We start from the raw sequence: 21,522 nt of genomic DNA on the forward strand, positions 1-21,522 counted from the left end.
TGTTCGGCTCTCTTCGCGCCCTGCTCGGGCCAGGACAAGGAGTGTGGGGAATGCAGGAAGACATCCGCTGGAAGCAGCGCTTCGACAATTACCTCAGGGCATTGCGAACATTGCGTCGAGGCGTGGAACTGGCTGAGACGCGCGACCTGACCGAACTGGAACAGCAAGGATTGGTGCAGGGTTTCGAGTTCACCCATGAGCTGGCCTGGAATGTTCTGAAGGACTATCTGGAGGATGCGGGCGTGTCAGGCGTCATCGGCTCGAAAGGGGCCACCCGGGAGGCGTTCAGCAACGGCCTGATCGAAGACGGCGAGGCGTGGATGGACATGATCAGGGCCCGCAACCTCAGTTCCCATACCTACAACACGGAAACGGCCGAGGAGATCGTCGCGGACGTGCTGGCGCGTTTTTTTCCGGCATTCGAGCAGCTTGCCAGGAGGTTTGCGGCCCTGGCCGAGCAAAGCGGAACGCATTGAATGCGCTACGGCCTGAGCCAACAAACCATTGACCGGATCTGCGGAGTGTTCGCCGCGCATCCTTCCGTTGAGAGGGCCGTGTTGTACGGCTCGCGGGCCAAGGGCAATCACAGGCCAGGGTCGGACATCGATCTCACCCTCCACGGCGAGACCCTGACCTCTCGGGAGTTGGGCGATCTTGCCGAAGAGTTGGACGATCTGCTTCTGCCTTACCGGATAGACCTCTCGGCGTTCAACCGGATCGGCCATGCGGAACTGAGGGCACATATCGAGCGGGTTGGGGTGGATTTCTATCGGCGACAGCCCGGGAACAACCCCGCGCCGTCCGGCGGGAGCGACGGGCGAGGCCCCTGATCGGCTGCCCGTAGCCGCGGACGTGCACGGGGGCCGCCGCCCGCGAGCGCCTCATCCGTCGGGGGGGCTGCAGGTTGCTCTGCAAGACCCACCCGAAAAATATCCGCCGACCCGGCCGGGGCGGCGACGACGCGGAGCTTGCGCTCCCCGCAAGGGGAGGGACAAGACGAAACGGCCGCACCCGGGAAGGGCGCGGCCGTCTTTTTTGCGGAAGAGCGGGGCGGGCCTTCAGCGCGGCAGCGCCTTGGCGGCGACGCGCACGCCCGGGGTGGGCGCCAAGCCGTTGTCCAGGAAGAACCTGGCGTAGCGCTTGTCGGTCTTGACGATGTGTGTCTCCAACCATTCCTTGAGGAACTCCATGAGGTCCATGGAGATGGCCGCCTGCCCGGACTTGTACTTGCCGATGAAGTCCACCACCTTGGCCTTGAGGTCCTCGTGGAGCTTCTTGTGGGCCCCGGTCTCGGGATAGCGGAACTGGTCGAAGTACTGTTCTTCGGTGCCGAAGTGCTTCACGGTGTATTCGGCCAGGCCGTCCAGGAGCTTCTCCATCACGTCCTTGCCCTTGCCGCCCTTCATGGCCGCGTAGAGCTTGTTGATCATGTCCACGAGGACGCGGTGCTGCTCGTCGATGATCTTCACGCCCGTGGCCAGCTCGCTGGTCCAGGGCATGAGCACCCCGGCCTCCATGCCGCTCTTCAGGTCCGCGATGAGCACGGCCAGTTCGCCGGAAAGCTCCGAAAGCTCCAGCACGGCCTGGGCCGAGTCGTGGATGCCGTCGGCGATCTCGGTGGCCACCTGCTCCACCTCGCCGATGGCCTTGGAGATGTGGCCGGAGCTGGCCGACTGCTCCTCGGAGGCCGTGGCGATGGAGTGGATCTTGGACGTGTTGTCCTCGGCGTGGCGCAGGATCAGCTCCGCCGATTCGCCGGAGCGCCGCGACATGGCCGAGGCCTCGTCGGCGCGGTTCACAGCCATGTCCATCTGCTCCACGTTGGAGTGGATGGCGTCCTGGATGGACTTGATGGAGTCTCCCACTTCCTTGGTGGCGTGCATGGTCTTCTCGGCGAGCTTGCGCACCTCGTCGGCGACCACGGCGAAGCCTCTGCCGGCCTCGCCCGCGCGGGCGGCCTCGATGGCGGCGTTGAGCGCCAGGAGGTTGGTCTGGTCGGCGATGTCGTTGATCACGTTGATGATGCGGTCGATGCTGCGGGCCTGCTCGCCCAGGCTGCCCATGTTCTGCTTGAGCAGCCCCGTGGCCTCGTTCACCTTGGAAATGGCGGCAACGGCCTCGGAGGCGATGCGCGCGCTGGAAGCGGCCTGCTCCTTGGCGCTCTCCACGCTCACGGAGGCGTCGGAGGAGCTGTGCGAGATGTCGGCGATGGCCATGTTCATCTCGTCCATGGCCGTGGCGGTCTCGATCATGCGCTGTTTCTGGAGGTCCGCGCCCTCGGAGATACGCTCCATCTGGTTGGAGAGCGAGCCCGCCGAATGCATGATGCGCTCCACCACGCTCTCAAGCTTGCGCGAGGCCCCCAGGAGGTTCTTGGCCTTGGATTCCTCGGCCAGGCGCGAAGCTTCCTGGGCCTGGAGAAGGGAGTCGTCGCAACTCTTGACGGTGGACTCCACCACGGCCTTGTGGGCGGCGGCCTGGTCCCTGGCGGCGCACACGCACTGTGAGTAGTCGAGCAGGGCCTTGCCCAGTTCGCCAGCCTCGCCGCCCTGGGGGATGTCCCCGGGACCGAGCGTCCCCTGGGCGGCCAGGCGGGACGCCTCCAGGAGCCTGGACAGGGGCGCGCCCACCAGCAACGCGAAGGCGGCCAGGGCCGTCAGGCCGAGCAGGGCGGAGGACACGGCCAGCCACACGGGTGGAGCTGATCCGAACGCGGTTGCGGCCGTGCCGAGGGAAGCGAGGAAGGAAGCGCCGAGGACGAGATACATCGCGAGGCGAAGAGACATAGTGTACTCCAGGTCGATTGCATGAATCTTATATTTAGCCCTCCCGAACCCGGATGGCAACTCCCACGGAGGGGTTTCGAAAAGCGTTTCCTTCCGAAGGGGGGGCGCTTCTTTTCATTGCTTATGGGTCGGGCGGCTGCTATGGAACGCCCGACTCGGAATCATTCCGATTAAACCATTCTGGAGAACGTCATGTCGAAAAGTGAAACGCCGCGCGGAGCCATTCTCCAGCGCGACGGCGAGACCTGGGCCATCGTCCCCCGCACCCCCGTGGGCATCATCACCCCCCAGGTGCTGGACGCCCTGAACACCGTGGTGGGCAAGTATTCCATTCCCATCGTGAAGATCACCTCCGGCCAGCGCATCGCCCTGGTGGGCGTTAAGGCCGAAGAGGTGGAGTCCATCTGGAAGGACCTGGGCACCATGGCCGGACAGGCCGTGGAGCTGTGCGTGCATTTCGTGCAGGCCTGCCCGGGCACCAGCGTGTGCAAGTTCGGCGTCCAGGACTCCCTGGGCCTGGGCCTGGAGCTGGAAAAGCTCTACGTGGGCATGGAACTGCCCGCCAAGGTGAAGATGGGCGTCTCGGGCTGCCCCCTCTGCTGCGCCAGCTCTCTGGTGCGCGACCTGGGCGTCATCGGCAAGAAGTCCGGCTTCACGGTGTCCTTCGGCGGACACCCCGGCGGCAAACCGCGCATCGCCGACGTGGTGGCCGAGGACCTGGACGCCCCCCAGGTGGTGGCCCTGGTGAAGAAGCTCCTGGAACACTACCGCGACAACGCCAAGAAGAAGGAACGCTGCGCGCGCTTCGTGGAGCGCGTGGGCATCGAGGCCATCAAGGCCGCCGTGCTCTGAGGCCATGCGGCCGCTCCCCGCGGGGGGGGCGGCCGCTTCCTTTTGAAGCCATGGAACCCCTCGTCTCCGTCCTTCTGCCCGCGCGCAACGCCTCGGACCATCTGGCCGGGGCCCTGGAGAGCCTTTCGGCCCAGACCCTGGCCGACATCGAAATCCTGGCCGTGGACGACCACAGCGACGACGGGGGCCTCACCCGGGCGCTCCTGGAGGCCCACGCCAGTCGCGATCAGCGCCTGCGCGCGCTGCAAAGCCCCCGACGGGGCATCGCCCATGCCCTGAACCACGCCGCCGCCCACGCCCGGGGCCGCTACCTGGCCCGCATGGACGCCGACGACACCTGCCACCCCAGGCGGCTGGAACTCCAGGCCGCACTCCTGGAGCTACACCCTAGCGTGGACGCCTGCGGCTGCCGCGTGGCCTTCGGGGGCGACGCCGACCTCTGCCCGGGCTACGCCCGCCATGTGCAGTGGGTGAACTCCCTGTTGACCCACGAGGCCATGTCCCTGGAGCGCTTCCGCGACGCGCCCCTGGCCCATCCCTCGGCCGTGTTCCGGGCCGCCTCCTTCGCGCGCCTGGGTGGCTACCGCCAGGGGCCGTTTCCAGAAGACCACGAACTCTGGCTGCGCTGGCTGGAGGCCGACGCCGTGCTGGCCAAACGCCCGGAGACGCTGCTCACCTGGAACGACCCGCCCGGGCGGCTCTCGCGCACGGACCCGCGCTACGCCCCCGAGGCCTTCCACGCCATGAAGGCGGACTACCTGGCCCGCTGGCTTGCGGCCTGCAACCCGCATCATCCCGAGGTCTGGATCGTGGGGGCGGGGCGGGTCACGCGCAGACGCGCGGCGCATTTGGCCGCGCGGGGCGTGCGCTTCCGGGCCTACCTGGACATCGATCCGGCCAAGATCGGCAACCGCCCGGGCGGCGTGCCCGTGCTGCACCACCGGGACGCGCCGCGCCCCGGAGAGGGGTTCGTGGTGTCCTATGTGTCGCAGCCCGGGGCGGGAGAGGCCGTGGCCCGGATGCTCCAGTCCCTGGGCCACGCTCCCGGCCGGGACTATCTCCTTGCGGGCTGAGGGGTTGCCGGGGATGTCCCCCGAAAACCGCCCGTAGTTACTCCATACGAGGCGGATCAGGTAGGGATTGCCTACCTTTTCTCTTGACGGACATTTTGCCTCGAAACGGTGTCAAAAATGATGCTTAGATATTAAGAGGTGTTGTCTCCGTATGGAACGGCGGCGCACTTGCGGCATTGCCTAAAAAAGCCTGGAGCATGGCTTGAAAGCTTGAAAAGAGGCTTCATCAAGAGAGTTGTCAAAACAGAAAATCACAAAAAACGCAGCAAAATGGAGTAAAATGGATCATGGCATGTGGACAAAAAAATCAACACTTGTTGGTGTCTTGATGCCCCACCCTGCGGAATCCCTTGGAGCCAGAAGGTTTCCGCCACCCGGAGCATGAGCGCGAGGGCAGAGGCCTTTCCGAGTCTTTGCCATGATATCAAGTGGTTGGCTTTTGGATAACCGCCTGCCCCGTCGTCTCGTGCGCCCCGCTCCTCCGGGTTGAGAAAAAAAACGATGCCTTGCATCACTCCCCCCATGACAAACCCGACCTGGACCCAAATCCAAAGCGTTTTGGAACGCAGTCTCAATCCCGGTCTTTACCAGGTATGGATCAAGCCTCTGGCGGCCGCCTTCGAGGAGGGCGGCCTGGTTCTCAAAGCCCCCAACGAGTTCGTGGCCGCCTGGGTGCGGGACCGCCTGGCCGATTCCGTGGCCCAGGCCGCCGCCCAGGTGATGGGCGCCACCCCGCGCATCGAGGTGCGTTCCGCCTCCGGACCGGTCGCCGTGTCCCTGGCCCAGCCCCAGGCCGACGGCGAGGCCCCGGCCTGCGAGCGCCCGGCTGCGGCGCGTGAAGCGCACGACCTCGCGGCGGCCTTCCGCTTCTCCTTCGACCAGTTCGTGGTGGGGCCTTCCAACGCCCTGGCCTACGAGGCCTCCCTGGGCCTGTGCCGCGAGACCCTTTCCGCCAGCCAGCTCTTCATCAGCGCCGGTCCCGGCCTGGGCAAGACCCACCTGAGCCAGGCCATGGGCCGCCTGCTCGTGGACCGCGAGCGCAGGCGCAAGCCCCGCGTGGTCTACCTAACGGCCGAGGAATTCTCCTCCCGGCTCATCCTTTCCATCAAGATGCGCGAGGTGGAGCGCTTCAAGGCCCAGTTCCGCGAGAACGTGGACATCCTCATCCTGGAGGACATCCACTTCTTCCAGGGCAAGCCCAAGCTCCAGGACGAGCTGCTCAACACGCTCTCGGCCCTCCAGTCCCGGGGCTGCCGCGTGGTGTTCACCAGCTCCTTCCTTCCCAAGGAACTCACCGGCCTGGACAGCCAGCTGGCCTCCAGGCTCTGCGCCGGGTTCGTGGCCACCATCGAGCAGCCGGACCATCAGACCCGGCTGAACATCCTGCTCAGCAAGGCCAGGATCCACCAGGTGCTCCTGCCCGGCGACGTGGCCGGGCTGCTGGCCGACCGCATCCGCGCCGACATCCGCCAGCTGGAGTCCTGCCTGCAGAATCTGGCCCTCAAGGCCCGGGTGCTGGGACAGGCCATCTCCATGGAGATGGCCTGGGACGTGCTGCGCAACTACGATCTGGAGCAGCCCGCCGTGGGCATCGAGCAGATCGTGGAGCACGTCTGCCAGATGTACGACATCATTCCCGAGCACCTGCACTCCAAGAGCCGCAAGCGCCAGCACGTGATGGCCCGCAACACCGCCTTCTTTCTGGCGCGCAAGCACACCTGCCTCTCGCTCCACGACATCGGGCAGCGCTTCAACCGCCGTCACTCCACGGTGGTCAAGGGCATCACCAGCGTGGAGCGCCAGCTCACCCTGCAGACGCCCCTGGGACGTCAGCTGGAGGCCGCCATCGACCGTCTGGCCCAGTAGCGCCGTTCCCCGCGCCGGAGCGGGCCGGATTTCGAGCCCGGCGGGACGCCTCCCGCCGGGCTCGCCTTTTCACGGGGGGGGCGGCCCTGGAGCGCCGCCGACCAGCCCCTGTCCGGGCGCGGACGGGGCGGGAGGCAGGAAACGGTCCAGGGAGCCCGACGGGGCGGGAGACGGGATGGTGGCCTGAGCGGACGGTGCGGGACTGGTCGGGGGCTACTCGAGGGCGGCCAGCTCCATGTCGCCCCAGACGCCGATCTTCTCCCCCACCTGGACGAACACCCCGAGCACCCCCACGCGCGCCAGTTCCCTGGCGCGTTCCAGAACCAAGGGCAGGTGGGCCTCGCCGCGCGCCAGGTTGCCCAGGGTGGTGGCCGCCGCATCCGCCACCGCGCCGGAGCGGGCCTTCACCGTGACCATGTCCGCCGCGCCGAAGGAGAGCGAGTGCCCCACCGTGGCCGAAGAGGTGCACAGGCACACCGGAAACTCCCGGGGGGCCAGGCGCAGGGCCAGCCGAGCCCCCTGCACGGGCCTGGCCAGCAGGGCCACCAGGCGCTCCCGGGTGGAACGCAGGGCCACGTCGCCGCCGTTTTCCACCAGCAGGTCCGGCGAGAGGGGGGCCAGGGCGTCGGCCACGTGCTGGGCGATGGTTCCGGCCACGGCGGCCATGGGGCCCACCTGGCAGGCCCGGGCCGCGCGGAGCATGTCGCCCACCAGGGGCGGCGCGGAGGGGTCGTCTGGCAAGGGCGTGAGGGAAGGGCGAAACTCCGGGTGCAGCAGAATGTGGTTCTTGAGTTGCCCGCGAAGGCGGTTGAGCACCTGGGCCGTTTCGGCGGAGAGGTCCCGCCGGGCGGTGACGAGGAGGTCCGACTCTTCCACGGTCACGGCGAAGCGGACCTCGCCTTGGGCTGGTTCCGAGAGGCCGCGGTAGGTGCGCTGGGTGTCGCGGTGGATCATGGGGCGCTCCTTGTCCGGAAACGGTGGCTTTCCATGGCCCCCATGATGCCATGGCCGCAAGTCCGGGACAAGCCGCGCGCCTCGGGCGCTTCCCCTGGCGGCCCGGACGCGCTAGGAGATGGCTGGCGCGTCCCTAAGGGGATCGCGCGTCCGGCCGAAGAATCCATGGGGCTTTCCCGGCCCACAAACGTTCGCGAGGCATCGCATGTACAGGCTTTCCCATCTGGTGGACAAGGCGACGCCCGTCGCACAGCCCAAGCTGGTGTCCTCGGGCGTCTGCGTCTGGCTGGTGTGGGAGGGCCAGATCACGCCCGTTCTCAACCAGATCTTCACGGAATTCGGCGGGTTCCTCATGGGCCAGGAGGGCAGCCAGGCCCTGTGGTACTTCTTCGGGGAGGAGGCCTTCAAGGCCCTGGGGCGTCTGGCGGGCTACTCCCGGGTGAACCGCCTGCCCCTGTTCGTCCAGGCCCTGCCGGGATCGCTTCTGGTGGGCTACAAGTACGAGATGTCCCTGGCCGTGCAGTCCGAATACCTGGAGCAGGAGGTGGCCGCCTCCCAGGATCTGGAGATGTACGTGCATCCCGGCTTCGCCAAGACCCTGGAGGCCCTGCCGGGCCTGGGCTTCAAGCCCGCACCGGACGCTCCCGGCCTGTCGCGCGCCGGTTTCGGGCTGCTCGCAGTGGACACCACCCTGGGCCAGGAGTCGCCCCTGGGCTGGTACTACATGCTAAGGCCCCTGGGCGACCCTCTGGACAAGAACGCCGCCGAGGGCTGGCGCGCCATCTTCTCCGAGCTTCAGACCCTGCTGGAGCGCATGGCGGTCAAGTATCTCTCCCACGAAGGCTATCTGATTTTCGGCCTGGACAACCTGCGCTCCTTCCGCAACATCACGCGCGAGCTCCTTCGCCTGGAACGGGATATCAAGAACCCCGAGAGCGGCAAGAAATACTGGCCCAGCGTCATGGCCTGCGTGTTCCGCAAGGGCCAGCACCTGCACAAGGATCTGCCCAAGCGCATCGGTCTGGATTGGAAGGAGCTGGCCCCGGACTTCCCCCACATGAGCTTCAAGGCCGCCTTTTTCCTGGGGCCGGGCTTCCGCATCAACGACGTGCGGCGCGCCTCCAGCACGCTCACCGTGGACGACTGGTGCCACATCTCCCTGGCCTCCGAGGAGGAGGCCGAGGACGAACAGGGCGAAATCCCCTTCAAGCTGCCCACCAACCTCATGGCCGGGGCAAACATCCCCTGCTTCTACTGCGGCCTGGCCAGCCACGCGCCCGCGAGTTGCCCCACCAAGGCCATCACCGAACTCCACCCGGACGTCTGGGAAGACATCGGCATGCAGGACATGGTCAAACTGGAAGAGGCCTCCATGCGCCTCAACCAGGACCTGGCTGGATCGGCGGGCGACGCCCTGGCCGAGACCGCCGAGGCCAAGGACCTGCGCGGCCTGATCCTGCGGGGCATTTTCGAGATCAACCACCACGGGCAGCTGCGCTGCCTTGCCGCCGTGTGGCGCAGCAAGGGCAAGGAGATGCCGGCGGGGCTCTCCCCCACGGGGGCGCGCGACGACTCGGAGCTGCTTTGGAACGCCCTGGACAGGCTGCGGGGCTCCGACGCCGAGGGGTTCGACCTGGTGATCACCCAGGCCTTGACCCAGTACGGCCGCGGATTCCAGCCCCGTTCGGTGCAAGGCTTCATGGCAATGGAGTCCGGCGACTGGAACCGGACGGGCTATTTCTGGCAGGAGGCCGCGCGCGGGGCCTACACCGCCCTGCAACGCGGCTGGCTGGCCTACCTGGAAGGCCGCGGCTGGGAGGTGCAGGGCGACTATCAAAAAGCCCTGAGCCTGTACCGGCAGGCTCGCGGCGAATGCCCCCGCTGGGTGGAACCCGTCTATCGCCAGGGCGTGTGCATGGTGAAGCTCGGCTTCACCGACCAGGGCCTGCACGAATTCCTTGTGCTCCTGCGTGACGACCTGCATCTCTTCAACCGCATCCTCCTGGACCCGGAACTCGAGCGCGGACGCATCCACATCCAGAGCTCCCTCTGGCGGCCCTGGAGCGAGGCGCGCGCCGCGCGAGACGAGAAGGCGGCCAGCCTCACCGGCCTGGACACCTACCTCAAAAGCTGGTTCCGGGAGGACCACCCTTTTCTCCAGGAAGCCCTGGAACGCGCGCGGGTCTTGATCGAGATGGCCAAGATCAATAACTACGTCTGCTTCAACCGCGTTGTCAGCGAATACGACTCGCTGCAGAATGACCTGCACCAGACCGTGGAAGAGGCCATCACGGCCATCAACGGACGCCTCAAGGTGATCCACGAGGAACTCAAGGAGATCCACCACGAAGCGGCCTGGTTCCCCTTCGGCAAGCTGCTCAAGGAGTTCAACAAGGATTTCAACTCCTGCGCCACCAAGCTCAACTGGATGCGCACCACCTCGCTCCAGGTGGCGGCGAACTTTCGCAAATGCCAGGACTACCTGGACGAGATCGACGCCAGCGTCACCCTGCTCAAGGCCCGGCTCGTGACGCTGCGCATCGTGCGCGACGCCACCCTCTTCGTGCTGCTCCTGGGCAAGAGCTTCATGTGGCTGGAGCTGGTGGGGCTCGCCCTCTCCCTTGTGGCCGTGCCCGGCATGATCTTCCTGGCCCAGAAAACCGGTCAGATCTGGTTCGCCGACCTCATGAGCGACCAGAAATGGCAGGTGCAGAAAGGGCTCGTGATCATCGTGAGCATCGTGGCCATGGCCCTGGCCGCCATCAAGACGGCCGTGAGCTTCGAGAAGAAGCGCGCGGAACTCTTCAAGGAAGAGGAGGACAAGGCCGCCAAGGAAAAAGGCAAGGTTCAGGCCCGGTCGGCCAAGGCGCAGAAGGCCCTGCCTCCGGCGGGAGGGCCGTCCGCCAAGGGCGGGAAGTAGGGCTCGGCATCGGAGCAAGGCCGCGCGGCGCGGTCTTTATCGCGCGCTTCCTGGAGAGGCCGTCCCGGTTCGCGCCAAGGGGTGTCATTTCTCGCTCCCGGCGCGCAGCCGGGCTGCCAGGGCGTCCTGTCCCAGTTCCCCCTTGCCCAGCCTTTCGAAGAGGACCACCCGCGCGGCGGCGGAAATCCTGACCCAGGCTCCATGGAGCCTGAGAAACAGCATGCACGCCACGTAGGCCGTGCGCTTGTTTCCGTCCATGAAGGGATGGTCGCGGGCGATGCCGAAGGCATAAGCGGCCGCCAGGTCGAACACGTCCGGCTCTCCGTGGGCCGCCAGCTGCATCGGGCGGGCAAGCGGCTCTTTCGAGGCCCGTCCTGGGGACATCGCGCCGGGGCGCCAGGAGGAGCCCGCAAAAAAAAGCGGGGCTCCCGGAGGAGCCCCGCTGGACGAGCAGTCTGGCGACTACACGCAGCCGGTGGGCTTGGGCAGGCCGGCCATCTTACAAGCTCCCTTGCCGGGGCCGGAGGGGAACAGCTCGTAGATGTGCTTCAGCTTGAAGCCGGTCACCTTCGAGAGGATGCGCACCATGGGGGCGATGCCGTTCTTCTTGTAGTAGTCCTGCAGGAACTCGATCACCTTGTTGTGCTCTTCGGAGAGTTCCTTGATGCCCTCGGACTCCTTCACGTAGTCCACCCAGTCGGGGTTCCAGTCCTCGAAGCGCTGCAGGAAGCCGTCTTCGTCGACCTCGAAGGTTTTGCCCTTGAATTCAATCGTGGCCATTCTCCATCCTCCTTGGCGTTACTTGAGCTCAATCGGTTGCCCGAATGCCGGCACCCTCACGAGAGGGCTCCAAAACCAATGAACAGCGATCCGCTGTTTTGGTACCACAGGTAAGAACGCGATTTTCTTACACCATGCCAGAGCGCTTTGCAAGCGCTTGGCGTTCCACCCAAGGTCCCCACCCGAATTCGTGCCGTCTTAAGGGCCAATTCAGATTGTTGTCAAATGATTTTAGTCGTGGTCCGGGGAGGAGCCGAGTTCCGTGAGGCTCGCGCGGGCGAAATCGAGCCCCGGGTCCATCTCAAGGGCCTTGCCCAGGAACTCGCGCGCGGCGTCGTCGTTGCCCAGGCGCATGTGGCACAGACCCAGGTTGGCCAGGTCCATGGCGGAGCCGGAATCGAGGGCCAGGGCGGCTTCGAAGTCGCAGGCGGCCAGGTCGTAGGCCTTGGCTTTGAAACGAGTGACGCCGCGCAGGTTGTGGTACTCCTTCACGTCCGGGGAAAGGGCGATGGCCTTGTCCAGAAGGGGCGCGGCCAGGTCCCAGCGGTCCATGCGGGTGTGGGCGTAGGCCTCGTAGAACACGGCCATGCCCTGGTCCTCGGAGTCTTCCTGGAGGGGGGCGGCTTCCCGGAAGAGGGCGGCGGCCTCCTCGGGGTCGTCCAGGCGCAGGGCCAGCAGGCCCTTGTGCAGGGGCAGCCAGGGGCGTCCGGGGCAAAGTTCTTCCAGGCGCTTGAGGCCCGGCACGGCTTCGTGCTCGTCGGCCTGTTCGGCCAAGTAGCGGCCCACGAACATGCCCAGGCTGGCCCGGGGGGTGCGCTCGCGGAAGAGGAAGCCAGGCACGAAGCTGTAGTTGGCGGCCACGTCCAGCGCCGGATGGGTAGTCTCCACGGTGTAGAGCGTGAGGCCCTTGGCGGCCAGCCCCTGGGCCAGGGCCAAGAGCTCGTGGAGGATGTCGTCCTTTTCCAGGTCGGGCAGGCGCTTCAGCTCGGTGGAGGGGCCTTCGGCCACCCAGGAGATCTCGCCCAGGTCCTGGAATTTGCGCAGGCCCGAGGCCTCGTAGTTGCTGCCGGTCTCGAAGTCTCCGGCCAGCTGGGCGATCTCGGTGACGGCGCGGATGGCGGCCTTCACGGGCGAGGAGGAGGTGCCCGCGGTGAAGACGATTTCGCTGCGCATGCCCAGGGTGGCGGGGTCGTAGGCCAGCGCGCCCACGGTGGGCACGGGCATGCCCAGGCTGAAGTCCTTGAGCCAGAGCTTCACGCCGTTGCGCCCGAAGGCGTCGATCAGGCCCTTCAGCACGGGGTCGCCCACGGGGTGGACGGCGATGGTGGGGAGCCTGGGCTCCTCGGCGTCCACAACGGCGCTGACGTGGCGCTCCACCAGTTCGCAGGCGCCCTGCAGGATGGACTCCTCCAGGCAGTTGCCCGCCGAGGAACCGTTGAATTCGTTGAGGGTCTTGAACCAGTCCAGCGGAACCATCACTTCCTGGCCGTCGGCCACGCGCACGGCGGGGTGGAAGCGCCAGGGCACCAGGTCCAGGAGGCTTTCCGCGTCCTCTTCTGAGAGGTCGTCGTGCACGGAGCGGATCACCTCGGCCACGGGCATCACGCGGCCCGGCCAGAGGGCCTGGGCCTGTCGCCAGGTGGCGCGGCTGAAGCGCTCCTCGTCGGCCCAGAAGCTGAAGTAGCTGAAGCGCTCGACCAGTTCCATGAGAGCCGAGGCCTCGGCCTGGGCCGGGGACGCGCCCTTGCCCATCTGCTTGCGCGTGGGCATCACGGCGCGGGCCTGGGGGCCGCAGAGGGAGAGGTAGACAGGGATGCCGAGCCTGCCGGTGTCGGTGCGCCGCAATTCGCCCAGAACGCCGCCCAGGCGCTCGAAGCGCGCCTTGACGCGGGCCACGGTGTCTTCGGGGGCGCAGAGCTTGTCGGAGTCGGCGGTGTAGCCCTTGGGGGTGTTTTGCAGTTTACGCATGGGCCTTTTTCTGCATGCGGAAGAGCACGCTCGTCTGGGTCTCCTCGCCGGAGCGGCAGGAGGCCTGTGTGCGCTGGATGGAAAAGGCCTTGCTGGCCTGGGCGAAGAAGGGGGCGGCCTCGCGGCAGCGGTCGCAGGAGATGAGGGCCTGCGCGCCGGGGGCTTCGCTCAGGTGTCCGGCCAGGAAGGCGGCCAGGGGCTCGTGGAGGGCTGGAAGGTAGAGGGCTTCGGACATGGCGATGACCTCGAACTGCTCGTCGCAACGAGCGTCGGCGATGTTCAAATACCCGACCTTCGCGGTATGGTCTAGCCCGTTTTTCAGGATGGCCGCGCGGATGAAGAGCAGGGCCTCGGGTTCGATGTCGGTGATGAGCGCCCGGTAGCCCCGTTTGGCCCCCGTGAGCCCGCACAGGCCCAGGCCCGCGCCCAGCTCCACGAGCCGGTCCCCCGGCCCGGGTCTGAGCCGGGAAATGAGCATCGCCAGGGGCAGCGAGGCGGGCCAGAGCTTGGCCCAGAAGGGCAGGACGAGCCTTTCGCCTGGCCGGGCGGTTTCCACGAGGCGGTCGATATAGGCGGAGAGGTCTGCGATCTGGAGCAGGTCCAGGGTCATGTCCCCCAGACAGACGCTTTCGAAACGGACGGGGTGCCTGGAGCCGGCCAGGGCCAGCAGGTCGTCGAGGGAGGCCTCGGGGGCCAGGGCCAGTTCCAGGATGCGCGGGTCGGCGTGCATGGGCAAGGCTCCCTGCCCCGGACGCCGCCGGCCATGGCGAGGGGCGCGGTTTGAGGCTCTACGGCCGGTCAGCCAGCGAAAAGGGCCGGTCTCGCATGGAGGCCGGCCCTTTGGCGTTCGGTGGAGCGGGAGACGGGATTTGAACCCGCGACTTCAACCTTGGCAAGGTTGCACTCTACCACTGAGTTACTCCCGCGAACTGGAGGCGGCATCCGGATTTGAACCGGAGAATGGAGGTTTTGCAGACCTCTGCCTTACCACTTGGCTATGCCGCCCCTCAAGGGGAAGCCATTCCTAGTGGAGTTGTTCTCCGCTGTCAACGACTTCCGCCGCGCCGAAAAAAAATCCCCGGAGGTGGGGATGGAGCGGGAGACGGGATTTGAACCCGCGACTTCAACCTTGGCAAGGTTGCACTCTACCACTGAGTTACTCCCGCTCGTGGCGAGAGGCGTGTCTAGCCGACAGGGGGGTGGGTGTCAAGCGCCAAAATGCCGGGTGCTGATTTTTTCGCGAAACAGGGGCGCGAACACGTCATGATCCCGGCAGGTTGTCCGCCCCAAGGGAGGGATTCCCGCAAAGTGCGGTCCCTGGCCCTGCGGGGCTTTACCTCCACCGGCAAATCCATTAAGTGGACTCACTTCTTGACCCGAGGGCGCTTGCCCTCCCGGAGGCTTCCCCATGGACCAGAAGGATCTTGACTTCTTCCGCCACTATCTGAACGACTCCCTGCAGGACATCCTCAAGAAGGGCGAAGAGACCATCGAGGACATGACCGACACCGTGGAGGTCTACGCCGACCCCGCGGACCGCGCAACGGCCGAGTCCGACCGCGCCTTCACCCTGCGCCTGCGCGACCGCGAACGCAAACTCATCCGCAAGATCCAGGAAGCCATCGAGCGCATCGAGGACGGCACCTACGGCATCTGCGAAGAGTGCGGCGAGGACATCAGCGTGCCCCGGCTCAAGGCCCGCCCCGTCACCACCCTGTGCATCAAGTGCAAGGCCCGCCAGGAGGCCGACGAGGACCTGAGGGGCGAATAGACCCTCCCCGATGGACGCCGCCTTCTTCCGGTTTCTGGGGCCCGAACTCGCGGGGCTCCTGCAGGGCGTCCGCTTCGATACCGTCTACGGCCCCGCCCCGGGGTTCTGGACTCTCGCTTTCACGCCTCCCGTCCTTCCCGGGCCGGACCCGTCGCCCGCCTGCCGTTTCCTGCTCCTGCGCGTCCACACCCGCCTGGGCCTGCTCTTCCCCTGCGACGCCAAGCCCCCCAACCCCGCCACGCCGGACGCCCGGGTGATGTGGCTGCGCAAGCGCCTCAAGGGCCGCAAGGTCCTGGGCGGTCAGGGCGACTGGCCCCGCAGGCGGCTCGCCCTGGAACTCTCCCCCGGCGAGGGCCGCTTCCTCCTCCTCTCCATGGAGGACGACCCCGTGGTGCTGGAACGCCTGCCCGAGGGTTTCGGCGAGGCCCCGCGCTGGGACGGACCCGACCGGGCCCTGGCCGACCCCGCCTGTCCGCGCAGCCTGCGCCGCGCCCTGCTGCGCGAGGAGGCCCTGGACCGCGCCGAACTGCTGGAAGACTTCCTGGCCGGCCGCGCGAGAGGCTTCCATCTGGCGGAGGAATCCCCTTCCAGCGAGGGGCCGCTGCCCTGGCCCGCCTCGCGCCAGTCCCTGCGCCTGCCCACGGCCCTGGCCGCCGCCGTGGCCCACGGCCGCCCCGTGTTCTTCGCGGCCCTGGCCCCGGCCGACGACGAGCCGACCCGCCTGGAGCAGCGGAAGAAGAAGCGGCTGGAACACCTGGAGCGCGACCGCAAGCGCCTGGATTCCCTCACTGGTCGCCAGGCGTTCGGCGAGGCCGTGGCCGCCAACCTTTCCCGGCTCGACCCCCGCGCCCGGACAGGCCCCCTGACCCTGGAACATCCCGCGCTCGGCCCTCTGGAAGTGCCCATGGACCCGGGGCTCACGGTGATCGAGAACATGGAGGCCTTCTTCCGCAAGGCCGCCAAGGGGCGGCGCGGCCTGGCCCACGTGGAGCGCATGGAGGGCGAGACCCTGCGCGGCGAGCTGCCCCCCCAGCGCCCGCGCGCCCAAGGCCCGGCCCGGCCCGCGTCGGCCACGATCCCCCCGAAGGACCCGGACCTGCACCGCTTTCGATCCTCCGACGGGTTCCTCATTTTGCGCGGGCGCAACGCCAAGGCCAACCACCGGCTCCTGACTTCCCTGGCAAGCCCCTTCGACTACTGGCTCCACGCCGAGGGCGGGCCCGGCGCGCACGTGATCCTCAAACGCGACTCGCCCCACCAGGAGCCCCCCGAGGCCACGCTGCGCGAGGCGGCGGCCCTGGCGGCCCGCGCCTCCTGGCGCTCCGGCGAGGCCCACGCCGCCGTGCTGCTGGCCCGCGTGGCCGACGTGCGCGCCATCAAGGGAGCGGCGGCGGGCCGCGTGCGCGTGGACGTGGCCCGCACCCTCTTCGTGGACCCCTCGGCGTGCCGGGAGGAGACGCTGGCCGAGGGCGCTTGACAAATTTGTTCGCGGCCCACACAACGGGGTGCCTGCCTGCAATTCACAAATGAGGTAAATCGTATCATGTCGCTCAAGCGGAAGCTGCAGGTTCTCTCGTTGTTCACGGTCCTGCTGGTGTCGGGGCTCTGGATTCCCGCCTGGATGGGGCTTGACGATGCGCTGCTCCTCGCCTCGGGCTCGCCACAGCTCGCGGCCAAGCTGGCCGCGTTCAAGTCGTGCGCGTTGTGGTCGGGCGTCGCGGCCACGCTCCTGGCCCTCGCGGCGGGCGCGTTCACCGGGCTCGGTCTCACCGGGCGGGTGGGGCGCGTGCTCGCCGTGATGGAACAGGCCGAAAAGGGCGACCTGAACGCCCGCTACGAGGCCCACGGAGCGGACGAGATCGACCGCATCGGCCAGGAGGTGAACACCCTCCTCGGGCGCGTGCGCGAACTCTTCGCCCAGGCCCGCGAGCACGAGGACCAGGCCGCCGAAAACGCCCGCCAGTGCCAGCTGGCCATGGACCACGCCGCCCAGGCCCGCCAGCGCGCCGAGGCCGCACGCCGCCAGGGCATGGGCGGGGCCGCCGGCACGCTCAAGAGCGTGGTGGGCGAAATCCAGCACGTGGCCGGCAACCTCTCCCAGGAAGTGGACAAGACCTCCGAAGGCGCGCACCGCCAGGCCGAGATGGTCTCCCAGGCCGCCCAGGCCGTGGAACAGATGGATCAGGCCGTGCTGGAATCGGCCCGCAACGCCTCCGGGGCCGCCGAGCTGGCGGGCAAGGCGCGCGAGTGCGCCGAGCGCGGCGCGCGCGTGGTGGACGGCGTGGTGGGTTCCATCACCGGGGCCTACGAGCGCACCCTGGAGCTCAAGGGCGTGGTGGAAGACCTGGGCGGGCGCGCCAGCGCCATCGGGGCCATCATGACCGTGATCTCCGACATCGCGGACCAGACCAACCTGCTGGCCCTCAACGCCGCCATCGAGGCCGCCCGCGCGGGCGAGGCGGGCAGGGGCTTCGCGGTGGTGGCCGACGAGGTGCGCAAGCTCGCCGAAAAGACCATGGGCGCCACCCGCGAGGTGGGCCAGGTGATCGAGGCCATCCAGTCGGGCGCGCGCGAGGCGGTGTCGGGCATGGAGAGCGCGGCCTCCGAGGTGGAGAAGGCCACCGGCCAGGCCCGCCAGTCCGGCGAGGCGCTCAAAGAGATAGTATCCTTCGTGGACGCCACGGCGGGCCAGGTCAGCTCCATCGCGGCGGCGGCCGAACAGCAGTCCGCCGCCAGCAACCAGATCGGGCGCTCCGTGGGCGCGGTGCGCGACATTTCCGCCGACACCCTGCGCGGCATGGAGCTCTGCGAGAAGGGCCTGGACACCCTGATCGAACAGGTGGGGGAGCTTGCCAACCTCAACAGCGTGTTTACCCTGCTTGGGCAGGGAACCGTCCAAGAACTGGTGGAACGGATCGCCACCTCCGACGAACTGGCCTCCATGGACCGGGGCCGCATGGAGCAGGCCCTGCGCCAGGCTCTGGCCGCCAACCCCTTCGTGGAGCTGGCCTACATCACGGACGCCCGTGGCGTGCAGGTGGTGAACAACATCCCCCAGGCGGGTTTCGACGCCCAGTACGACGGCACGGGGTTCGGCAAGAACTGGAGCACGCGCCCCTGGTTCAAGGGGGCCATGGCCCAGAAAGACATCTACATTTCCGAGGTCTACGTCTCCTCGGCCTCCCAGCAGCCCTGCATCACCGTGAGCCGCCCGGTGGAAAACCGGGAAGGAGCGGTGCTGGGCGTGCTGGGCCTGGACGTGAAGCTCGGCTGACAAGGACGCGATGCCAAGACAGAGCGGCTTCGCCCGCAAGCTCGAATTCGACGACCCGGAGCTGGCCAGGGATCTCTTCGGCCCCCACAACGCCAACCTGGCCTTCGTCTCGGAAAAGACCGGCGTGCACGCCAACTCGCGCGGGGCCGTGCTTACCCTGCGCGGAGAGACCGTCGAACTCATCGACCAGGTGGCCGAGGCCATGGTGCGGCTCTACGGCATGCTCAAGAAGGGCGTGCCCGTCTACCCCCGCGACATCGAGCCCGTGCTCGGGCGCATCAGCCGCGACCCCGACGCCCCCCTGGCCAAGGTCTTCGAGGAAGACGCCTTCCTGGTGGCCCCCAAGAAGACCATCACCCCGCGAACCTTCGTCCAGCGCGAATACCTGGGCGCGATCCGCTCCAGCGACCTCACCTTCGGCATTGGCCCCGCGGGCACCGGCAAGACGTATCTGGCCGTGGCCGCCGCCGTGGGCGACCTCCTGGCGCGGCGCGTCAAACGCCTGATCCTCACCCGTCCGGCCGTGGAGGCGGGCGAGAAGCTGGGCTTCCTCCCGGGCGACCTGGCCGAAAAGGTCAACCCCTACCTGCGCCCCCTCTACGACGCCCTCCACGACATGCTCGACTACCAGCGCGTGGCCGCCATGCTGGCCGAAGGCGTCATCGAGGTGGCCCCCCTGGCCTTCATGCGCGGGCGTACGCTCAACGACGCCTTCATCATCCTCGACGAGGCCCAGAACACCACCCCCGAACAGATGAAGATGTTCTTGACGCGGATCGGCTTCGGGTCCAAAGCGGTGGTTACCGGGGACGTGACCCAGGTCGACCTGCCGCGCGGCGCGCCCTCGGGCCTCATCGAAGCCCGCCGCGTCCTCGCGGGCGTGCAGGGCCTTACGTTCGTCACCTTCACGGAGGAGGACGTGATCCGCCACCCCCTGGTGGGCCGGATCGTTCAAGCCTATGAACGGCATACTCAGCCGCCTGAAGAAGCCTAGCTGCCAGGCCGCTTCCAAGGGCTGCGCCCCCTGCCTGCCCGGAAAACCCTGCGAGAGCCTCTCCTGGGGGTTCTATGTATTCCTGGCGGTCATCCTGGGCGCGAGCGTCCTTTCCTCCGTGCGCTTCTCCTCCCCGGTCAAGGTCTTCCTGGCCGGGGAGGTGGCCTCGCAGGACGTCACCGCCGAGCAGACCCTGCGCTACGAGGACCGCGAAGCCACCAAGCGCAAGCGCGAGCAGGTCTCCAACAACCAGCCGCCCGTCTTCGACCTGAGTCTCGATCCCTTCGAGCTGCTTTCCAAGAACGTCCTGGGCATCCTCGCCCTGGTCAAACGCAACGAGGAAGACCAGGAGAAGTTGCGTGCCTCCATCTCCGAGGACCTCAACGTCGAGATCTCCCGCGACACGTTCTCCACTTGGCGATCGCAGGAATTCCAGGACGTCGTGACCCTCCAGGTCCTTCCCTGGCTCAGGGAGGCCTACGCCAGGGGCGTGGCGGCCAACCCCATCATGTTCGCCCCCTACAAGCAGGGGGTGCTGCTGCGCGAGCTGCCCTCCGGCATGGAGACCCTCCACCTGGAAGGCCCCGCCGTGCTCGACATGGAACGCCTCAAGGAAGAACTCGACCAGCTCCTGCGGCGGGATCTCAAGAAGAACATCCGCGTGCGCAAGGCCGTCTTCGCCCTGACCGGGCCCTATCTCGTGCCCAGCATCGTCTACAACCAGGGCCTCACCCAGGAGCGCAAACGCGAGATCGTCGAGTCCATGGAGCCCGTCTACGCCAGCATCCACCGAGGCGAGATGATCGTACGCCAGGGCGAACGCGTCACCGCCGACCAGCAGAGCAAGCTCCAGGCCCTCTACGCCCACAGGGGCAGCTTCCTCAAACCCCTGGCCATCCCCGGCACCTTCCTGCTCTCCTGCCTCTTCTTTGTGCTCCTGCACCTCTCCCACGGCAAAAAATCCGGCATCCGCGCCGTCTCCAACCGCGACTGGCTCACCCTGGCCGCCGTCACCGCCTTTTTCGTGCTTCTGGCCAAGTTCGTGGAACTGGCGCGCATCTCCGAGGCGCACCTCCCCGTCTTCCTCAAGACCGGACAGGTGGCCTTCGGCCTGCCCGTGGCCGGAGCCGCAGGCGTGCTCGCCATGTTCCTCCCGCAGGCCCTGTGCTCCTTCGCCGTGCTCCTGCTCTCCTATCTGGTCACCAACGAGGTGGGCGGGAATCTCTATCTTTTCAGCTATTACATGCTGGGCGGGCTGGTCTACGCGAGCATCATCCGCGACTGCGAAACCCGCCAGGACGTGTTGCGCTCCATCCTGCCCCTGGCCGCCCTCTGCGTGGTCTCCTGGCTGGGCATCGCCCTCGTCCAGGACAACGCCGGAGAGCTCACCCTGGCCGGCGGCGTCCACGCCGCCTTCAACGCCGTCTTCTCCCTGCTCCTGGTGCTGGGGTTGAGCCCCATCCTGGAGCTTGTCTTCGGCTACACCTCGCGCTTCAGGCTCATGGAACTCATGAACCTGGAACAGCCGCTGCTCCAGGAACTCATGGTCTCGGCCCCGGGCACCTACCACCACTCCGTCATCGTGGCCAACATGGCCGAGGCCGCAGCGCGCGCCGTGGGGGCCAATGCGCTGCTGGCCAAGGTGGCCGCCCTCTATCACGACATCGGAAAACTCAAGAATCCCCAGTATTTCATCGAGAATCTCTACGGCAAGGAAAACAAGCACAACAAGCTCTCGCCCTCCATGAGCGCCCTCATCCTCATCTCCCACGTCAAGAAGGGCGTGGAACTGGCGCGCGAGCACAAGCTGGGCGACGAGATCGCAAGCCTCATCGGACAGCACCACGGCATGACCCTCATCGCCTACTTCTACCACAAGGCCCAGGAACAGGCCGAAGCCAAAGGCGAAGAACCCGTGCGCGAGGAAGAGTTCCGCTACCCGGGACCCAAGCCCCAGTCCAAAGAGGCGGGCATCATCATGCTTGCCGACGCCATCGAGGCCTCCAGCCGCACCCTCGTGGACCCCACCCCCAGCCGCATCCGGGGGCATATCCAGTCCATCATGCGCAAGCTCTACAACGAGGGCGAACTCGACGGCTCCGAACTGACCCTCAAGGACCTCACCCAGGCCTCCGAAACCTTCCACAAGATCCTCACCGGCATCTTCCACCACCGCATCGAATACCCCAACCTCGACAAGTCCAAAAACAAGGACAAAGAGAACGGCGACAAGAACGCCGCGCCCGAAAAAGCGGCGTAGTGCCGGGTTGACGCGGCAAGGGCG

17 protein-coding genes and 3 tRNA genes are annotated in these 21,522 nt (G+C 67.1%); 11 read left to right on the top strand and 9 right to left on the bottom strand.

Annotation, left to right across the window (positions count from 1 at the left end; all coding sequences use genetic code 11):
- Positions 1-50 precede the first annotated feature (50 nt).
- Positions 51-476: a nucleotidyltransferase substrate binding protein gene (locus NNJEOMEG_RS14760; protein ID WP_173085804.1), complete on the top strand. Its 426-nt coding sequence runs from the start codon at positions 51-53 to the stop codon at positions 474-476.
- On the top strand, positions 477-830 hold the full coding sequence (locus NNJEOMEG_RS14765; protein ID WP_173085806.1) for a nucleotidyltransferase domain-containing protein: 354 nt from the start codon (positions 477-479) through the stop codon (positions 828-830).
- 228 nt (positions 831-1,058) lie between these two features.
- On the opposite strand, the gene NNJEOMEG_RS14770 is transcribed toward NNJEOMEG_RS14765, so the two are convergent.
- Complete coding sequence (locus tag NNJEOMEG_RS14770; RefSeq protein ID WP_235956986.1) at positions 1,059-2,693, bottom strand: bacteriohemerythrin; 1,635 nt, start codon at positions 2,691-2,693, stop codon at positions 1,059-1,061.
- 285 nt (positions 2,694-2,978) lie between these two features.
- Here NNJEOMEG_RS14770 and NNJEOMEG_RS14775 point away from each other — a divergent pair, with 285 nt between their 5' ends.
- The 3 genes from NNJEOMEG_RS14775 (at position 2,979) to NNJEOMEG_RS14785 (ending at position 6,577) form a co-directional block, all read left to right on the top strand.
- Positions 2,979-3,638, top strand: a complete 660-nt coding sequence (locus tag NNJEOMEG_RS14775) for a ferredoxin-like domain-containing protein (protein WP_173085810.1) — start codon at positions 2,979-2,981, stop codon at positions 3,636-3,638.
- 50 nt (positions 3,639-3,688) lie between these two features.
- On the top strand, positions 3,689-4,711 hold the full coding sequence (locus NNJEOMEG_RS14780) for a glycosyltransferase family 2 protein (protein WP_173085812.1): 1,023 nt from the start codon (positions 3,689-3,691) through the stop codon (positions 4,709-4,711).
- A gap of 522 nt (positions 4,712-5,233) precedes the next feature.
- Positions 5,234-6,577, top strand: coding sequence for a DnaA ATPase domain-containing protein (locus NNJEOMEG_RS14785; RefSeq protein WP_173085814.1), 1,344 nt, complete (start codon positions 5,234-5,236; stop codon positions 6,575-6,577).
- 213 nt (positions 6,578-6,790) lie between these two features.
- On the opposite strand, the gene NNJEOMEG_RS14790 is transcribed toward NNJEOMEG_RS14785, so the two are convergent.
- Complete coding sequence (locus NNJEOMEG_RS14790) at positions 6,791-7,531, bottom strand: UPF0280 family protein (protein WP_173085816.1); 741 nt, start codon at positions 7,529-7,531, stop codon at positions 6,791-6,793.
- A gap of 205 nt (positions 7,532-7,736) precedes the next feature.
- Here NNJEOMEG_RS14790 and NNJEOMEG_RS14795 point away from each other — a divergent pair, with 205 nt between their 5' ends.
- On the top strand, positions 7,737-10,451 hold the full coding sequence (locus NNJEOMEG_RS14795) for a tetratricopeptide repeat protein (RefSeq protein WP_173085818.1): 2,715 nt from the start codon (positions 7,737-7,739) through the stop codon (positions 10,449-10,451).
- Between the two features lie 84 nt (positions 10,452-10,535).
- Here the strand turns inward: NNJEOMEG_RS14795 and NNJEOMEG_RS14800 are convergent, their stop codons facing one another.
- From NNJEOMEG_RS14800 to NNJEOMEG_RS14830, 7 genes are all read right to left on the bottom strand, one after another.
- On the bottom strand, positions 10,536-10,835 hold the full coding sequence (locus NNJEOMEG_RS14800; RefSeq protein ID WP_173085820.1) for a type II toxin-antitoxin system death-on-curing family toxin: 300 nt from the start codon (positions 10,833-10,835) through the stop codon (positions 10,536-10,538).
- Positions 10,836-10,913: 78 nt separating this feature from the next.
- Positions 10,914-11,231 (bottom strand): TusE/DsrC/DsvC family sulfur relay protein, encoded by a 318-nt coding sequence (locus NNJEOMEG_RS14805; protein ID WP_173085822.1) that lies wholly within the window; start codon positions 11,229-11,231, stop codon positions 10,914-10,916.
- A gap of 231 nt (positions 11,232-11,462) precedes the next feature.
- On the bottom strand, positions 11,463-13,199 hold the full coding sequence (locus NNJEOMEG_RS14810) for a YcaO-like family protein (protein WP_173085824.1): 1,737 nt from the start codon (positions 13,197-13,199) through the stop codon (positions 11,463-11,465).
- Positions 13,192-13,929, bottom strand: coding sequence for a class I SAM-dependent methyltransferase (locus NNJEOMEG_RS14815; RefSeq protein WP_173085826.1), 738 nt, complete (start codon positions 13,927-13,929; stop codon positions 13,192-13,194). The genes NNJEOMEG_RS14810 and NNJEOMEG_RS14815 overlap by 8 nt, the downstream gene beginning before the upstream one ends.
- A 121-nt stretch (positions 13,930-14,050) precedes the next feature.
- Positions 14,051-14,125, bottom strand: a tRNA-Gly gene (locus NNJEOMEG_RS14820).
- Between the two features lie 4 nt (positions 14,126-14,129).
- A tRNA-Cys gene (locus NNJEOMEG_RS14825) sits at positions 14,130-14,204 on the bottom strand.
- A gap of 86 nt (positions 14,205-14,290) precedes the next feature.
- Positions 14,291-14,365 (bottom strand) — tRNA-Gly (locus tag NNJEOMEG_RS14830).
- A gap of 242 nt (positions 14,366-14,607) precedes the next feature.
- Between NNJEOMEG_RS14830 and dksA the strand changes: the two genes are divergently transcribed.
- The 5 genes from dksA (at position 14,608) to NNJEOMEG_RS14855 (ending at position 21,498) form a co-directional block, all read left to right on the top strand.
- Entirely contained in the window at positions 14,608-14,970 is a 363-nt protein-coding gene (gene dksA, locus NNJEOMEG_RS14835) for an RNA polymerase-binding protein DksA (RefSeq protein ID WP_173085828.1), read from the top strand.
- A 10-nt stretch (positions 14,971-14,980) separates the two neighbouring features.
- Complete coding sequence (locus NNJEOMEG_RS14840) at positions 14,981-16,447, top strand: NFACT RNA binding domain-containing protein (RefSeq protein ID WP_173085829.1); 1,467 nt, start codon at positions 14,981-14,983, stop codon at positions 16,445-16,447.
- Positions 16,448-16,513: 66 nt separating this feature from the next.
- Entirely contained in the window at positions 16,514-18,244 is a 1,731-nt protein-coding gene (locus tag NNJEOMEG_RS14845; protein ID WP_173085831.1) for a methyl-accepting chemotaxis protein, read from the top strand.
- 10 nt (positions 18,245-18,254) lie between these two features.
- Positions 18,255-19,238: a PhoH family protein gene (locus NNJEOMEG_RS14850; RefSeq protein WP_173085833.1), complete on the top strand. Its 984-nt coding sequence runs from the start codon at positions 18,255-18,257 to the stop codon at positions 19,236-19,238.
- Positions 19,204-21,498, top strand: coding sequence for an HD family phosphohydrolase (locus tag NNJEOMEG_RS14855; protein ID WP_173085835.1), 2,295 nt, complete (start codon positions 19,204-19,206; stop codon positions 21,496-21,498). The genes NNJEOMEG_RS14850 and NNJEOMEG_RS14855 overlap by 35 nt, the downstream gene beginning before the upstream one ends.
- Positions 21,499-21,522: the final 24 nt, after the last annotated feature.

The sequence above is a fragment of the Fundidesulfovibrio magnetotacticus genome (genome assembly GCF_013019105.1).
Taxonomy (GTDB): domain Bacteria; phylum Desulfobacterota; class Desulfovibrionia; order Desulfovibrionales; family Desulfovibrionaceae; genus Fundidesulfovibrio; species Fundidesulfovibrio magnetotacticus.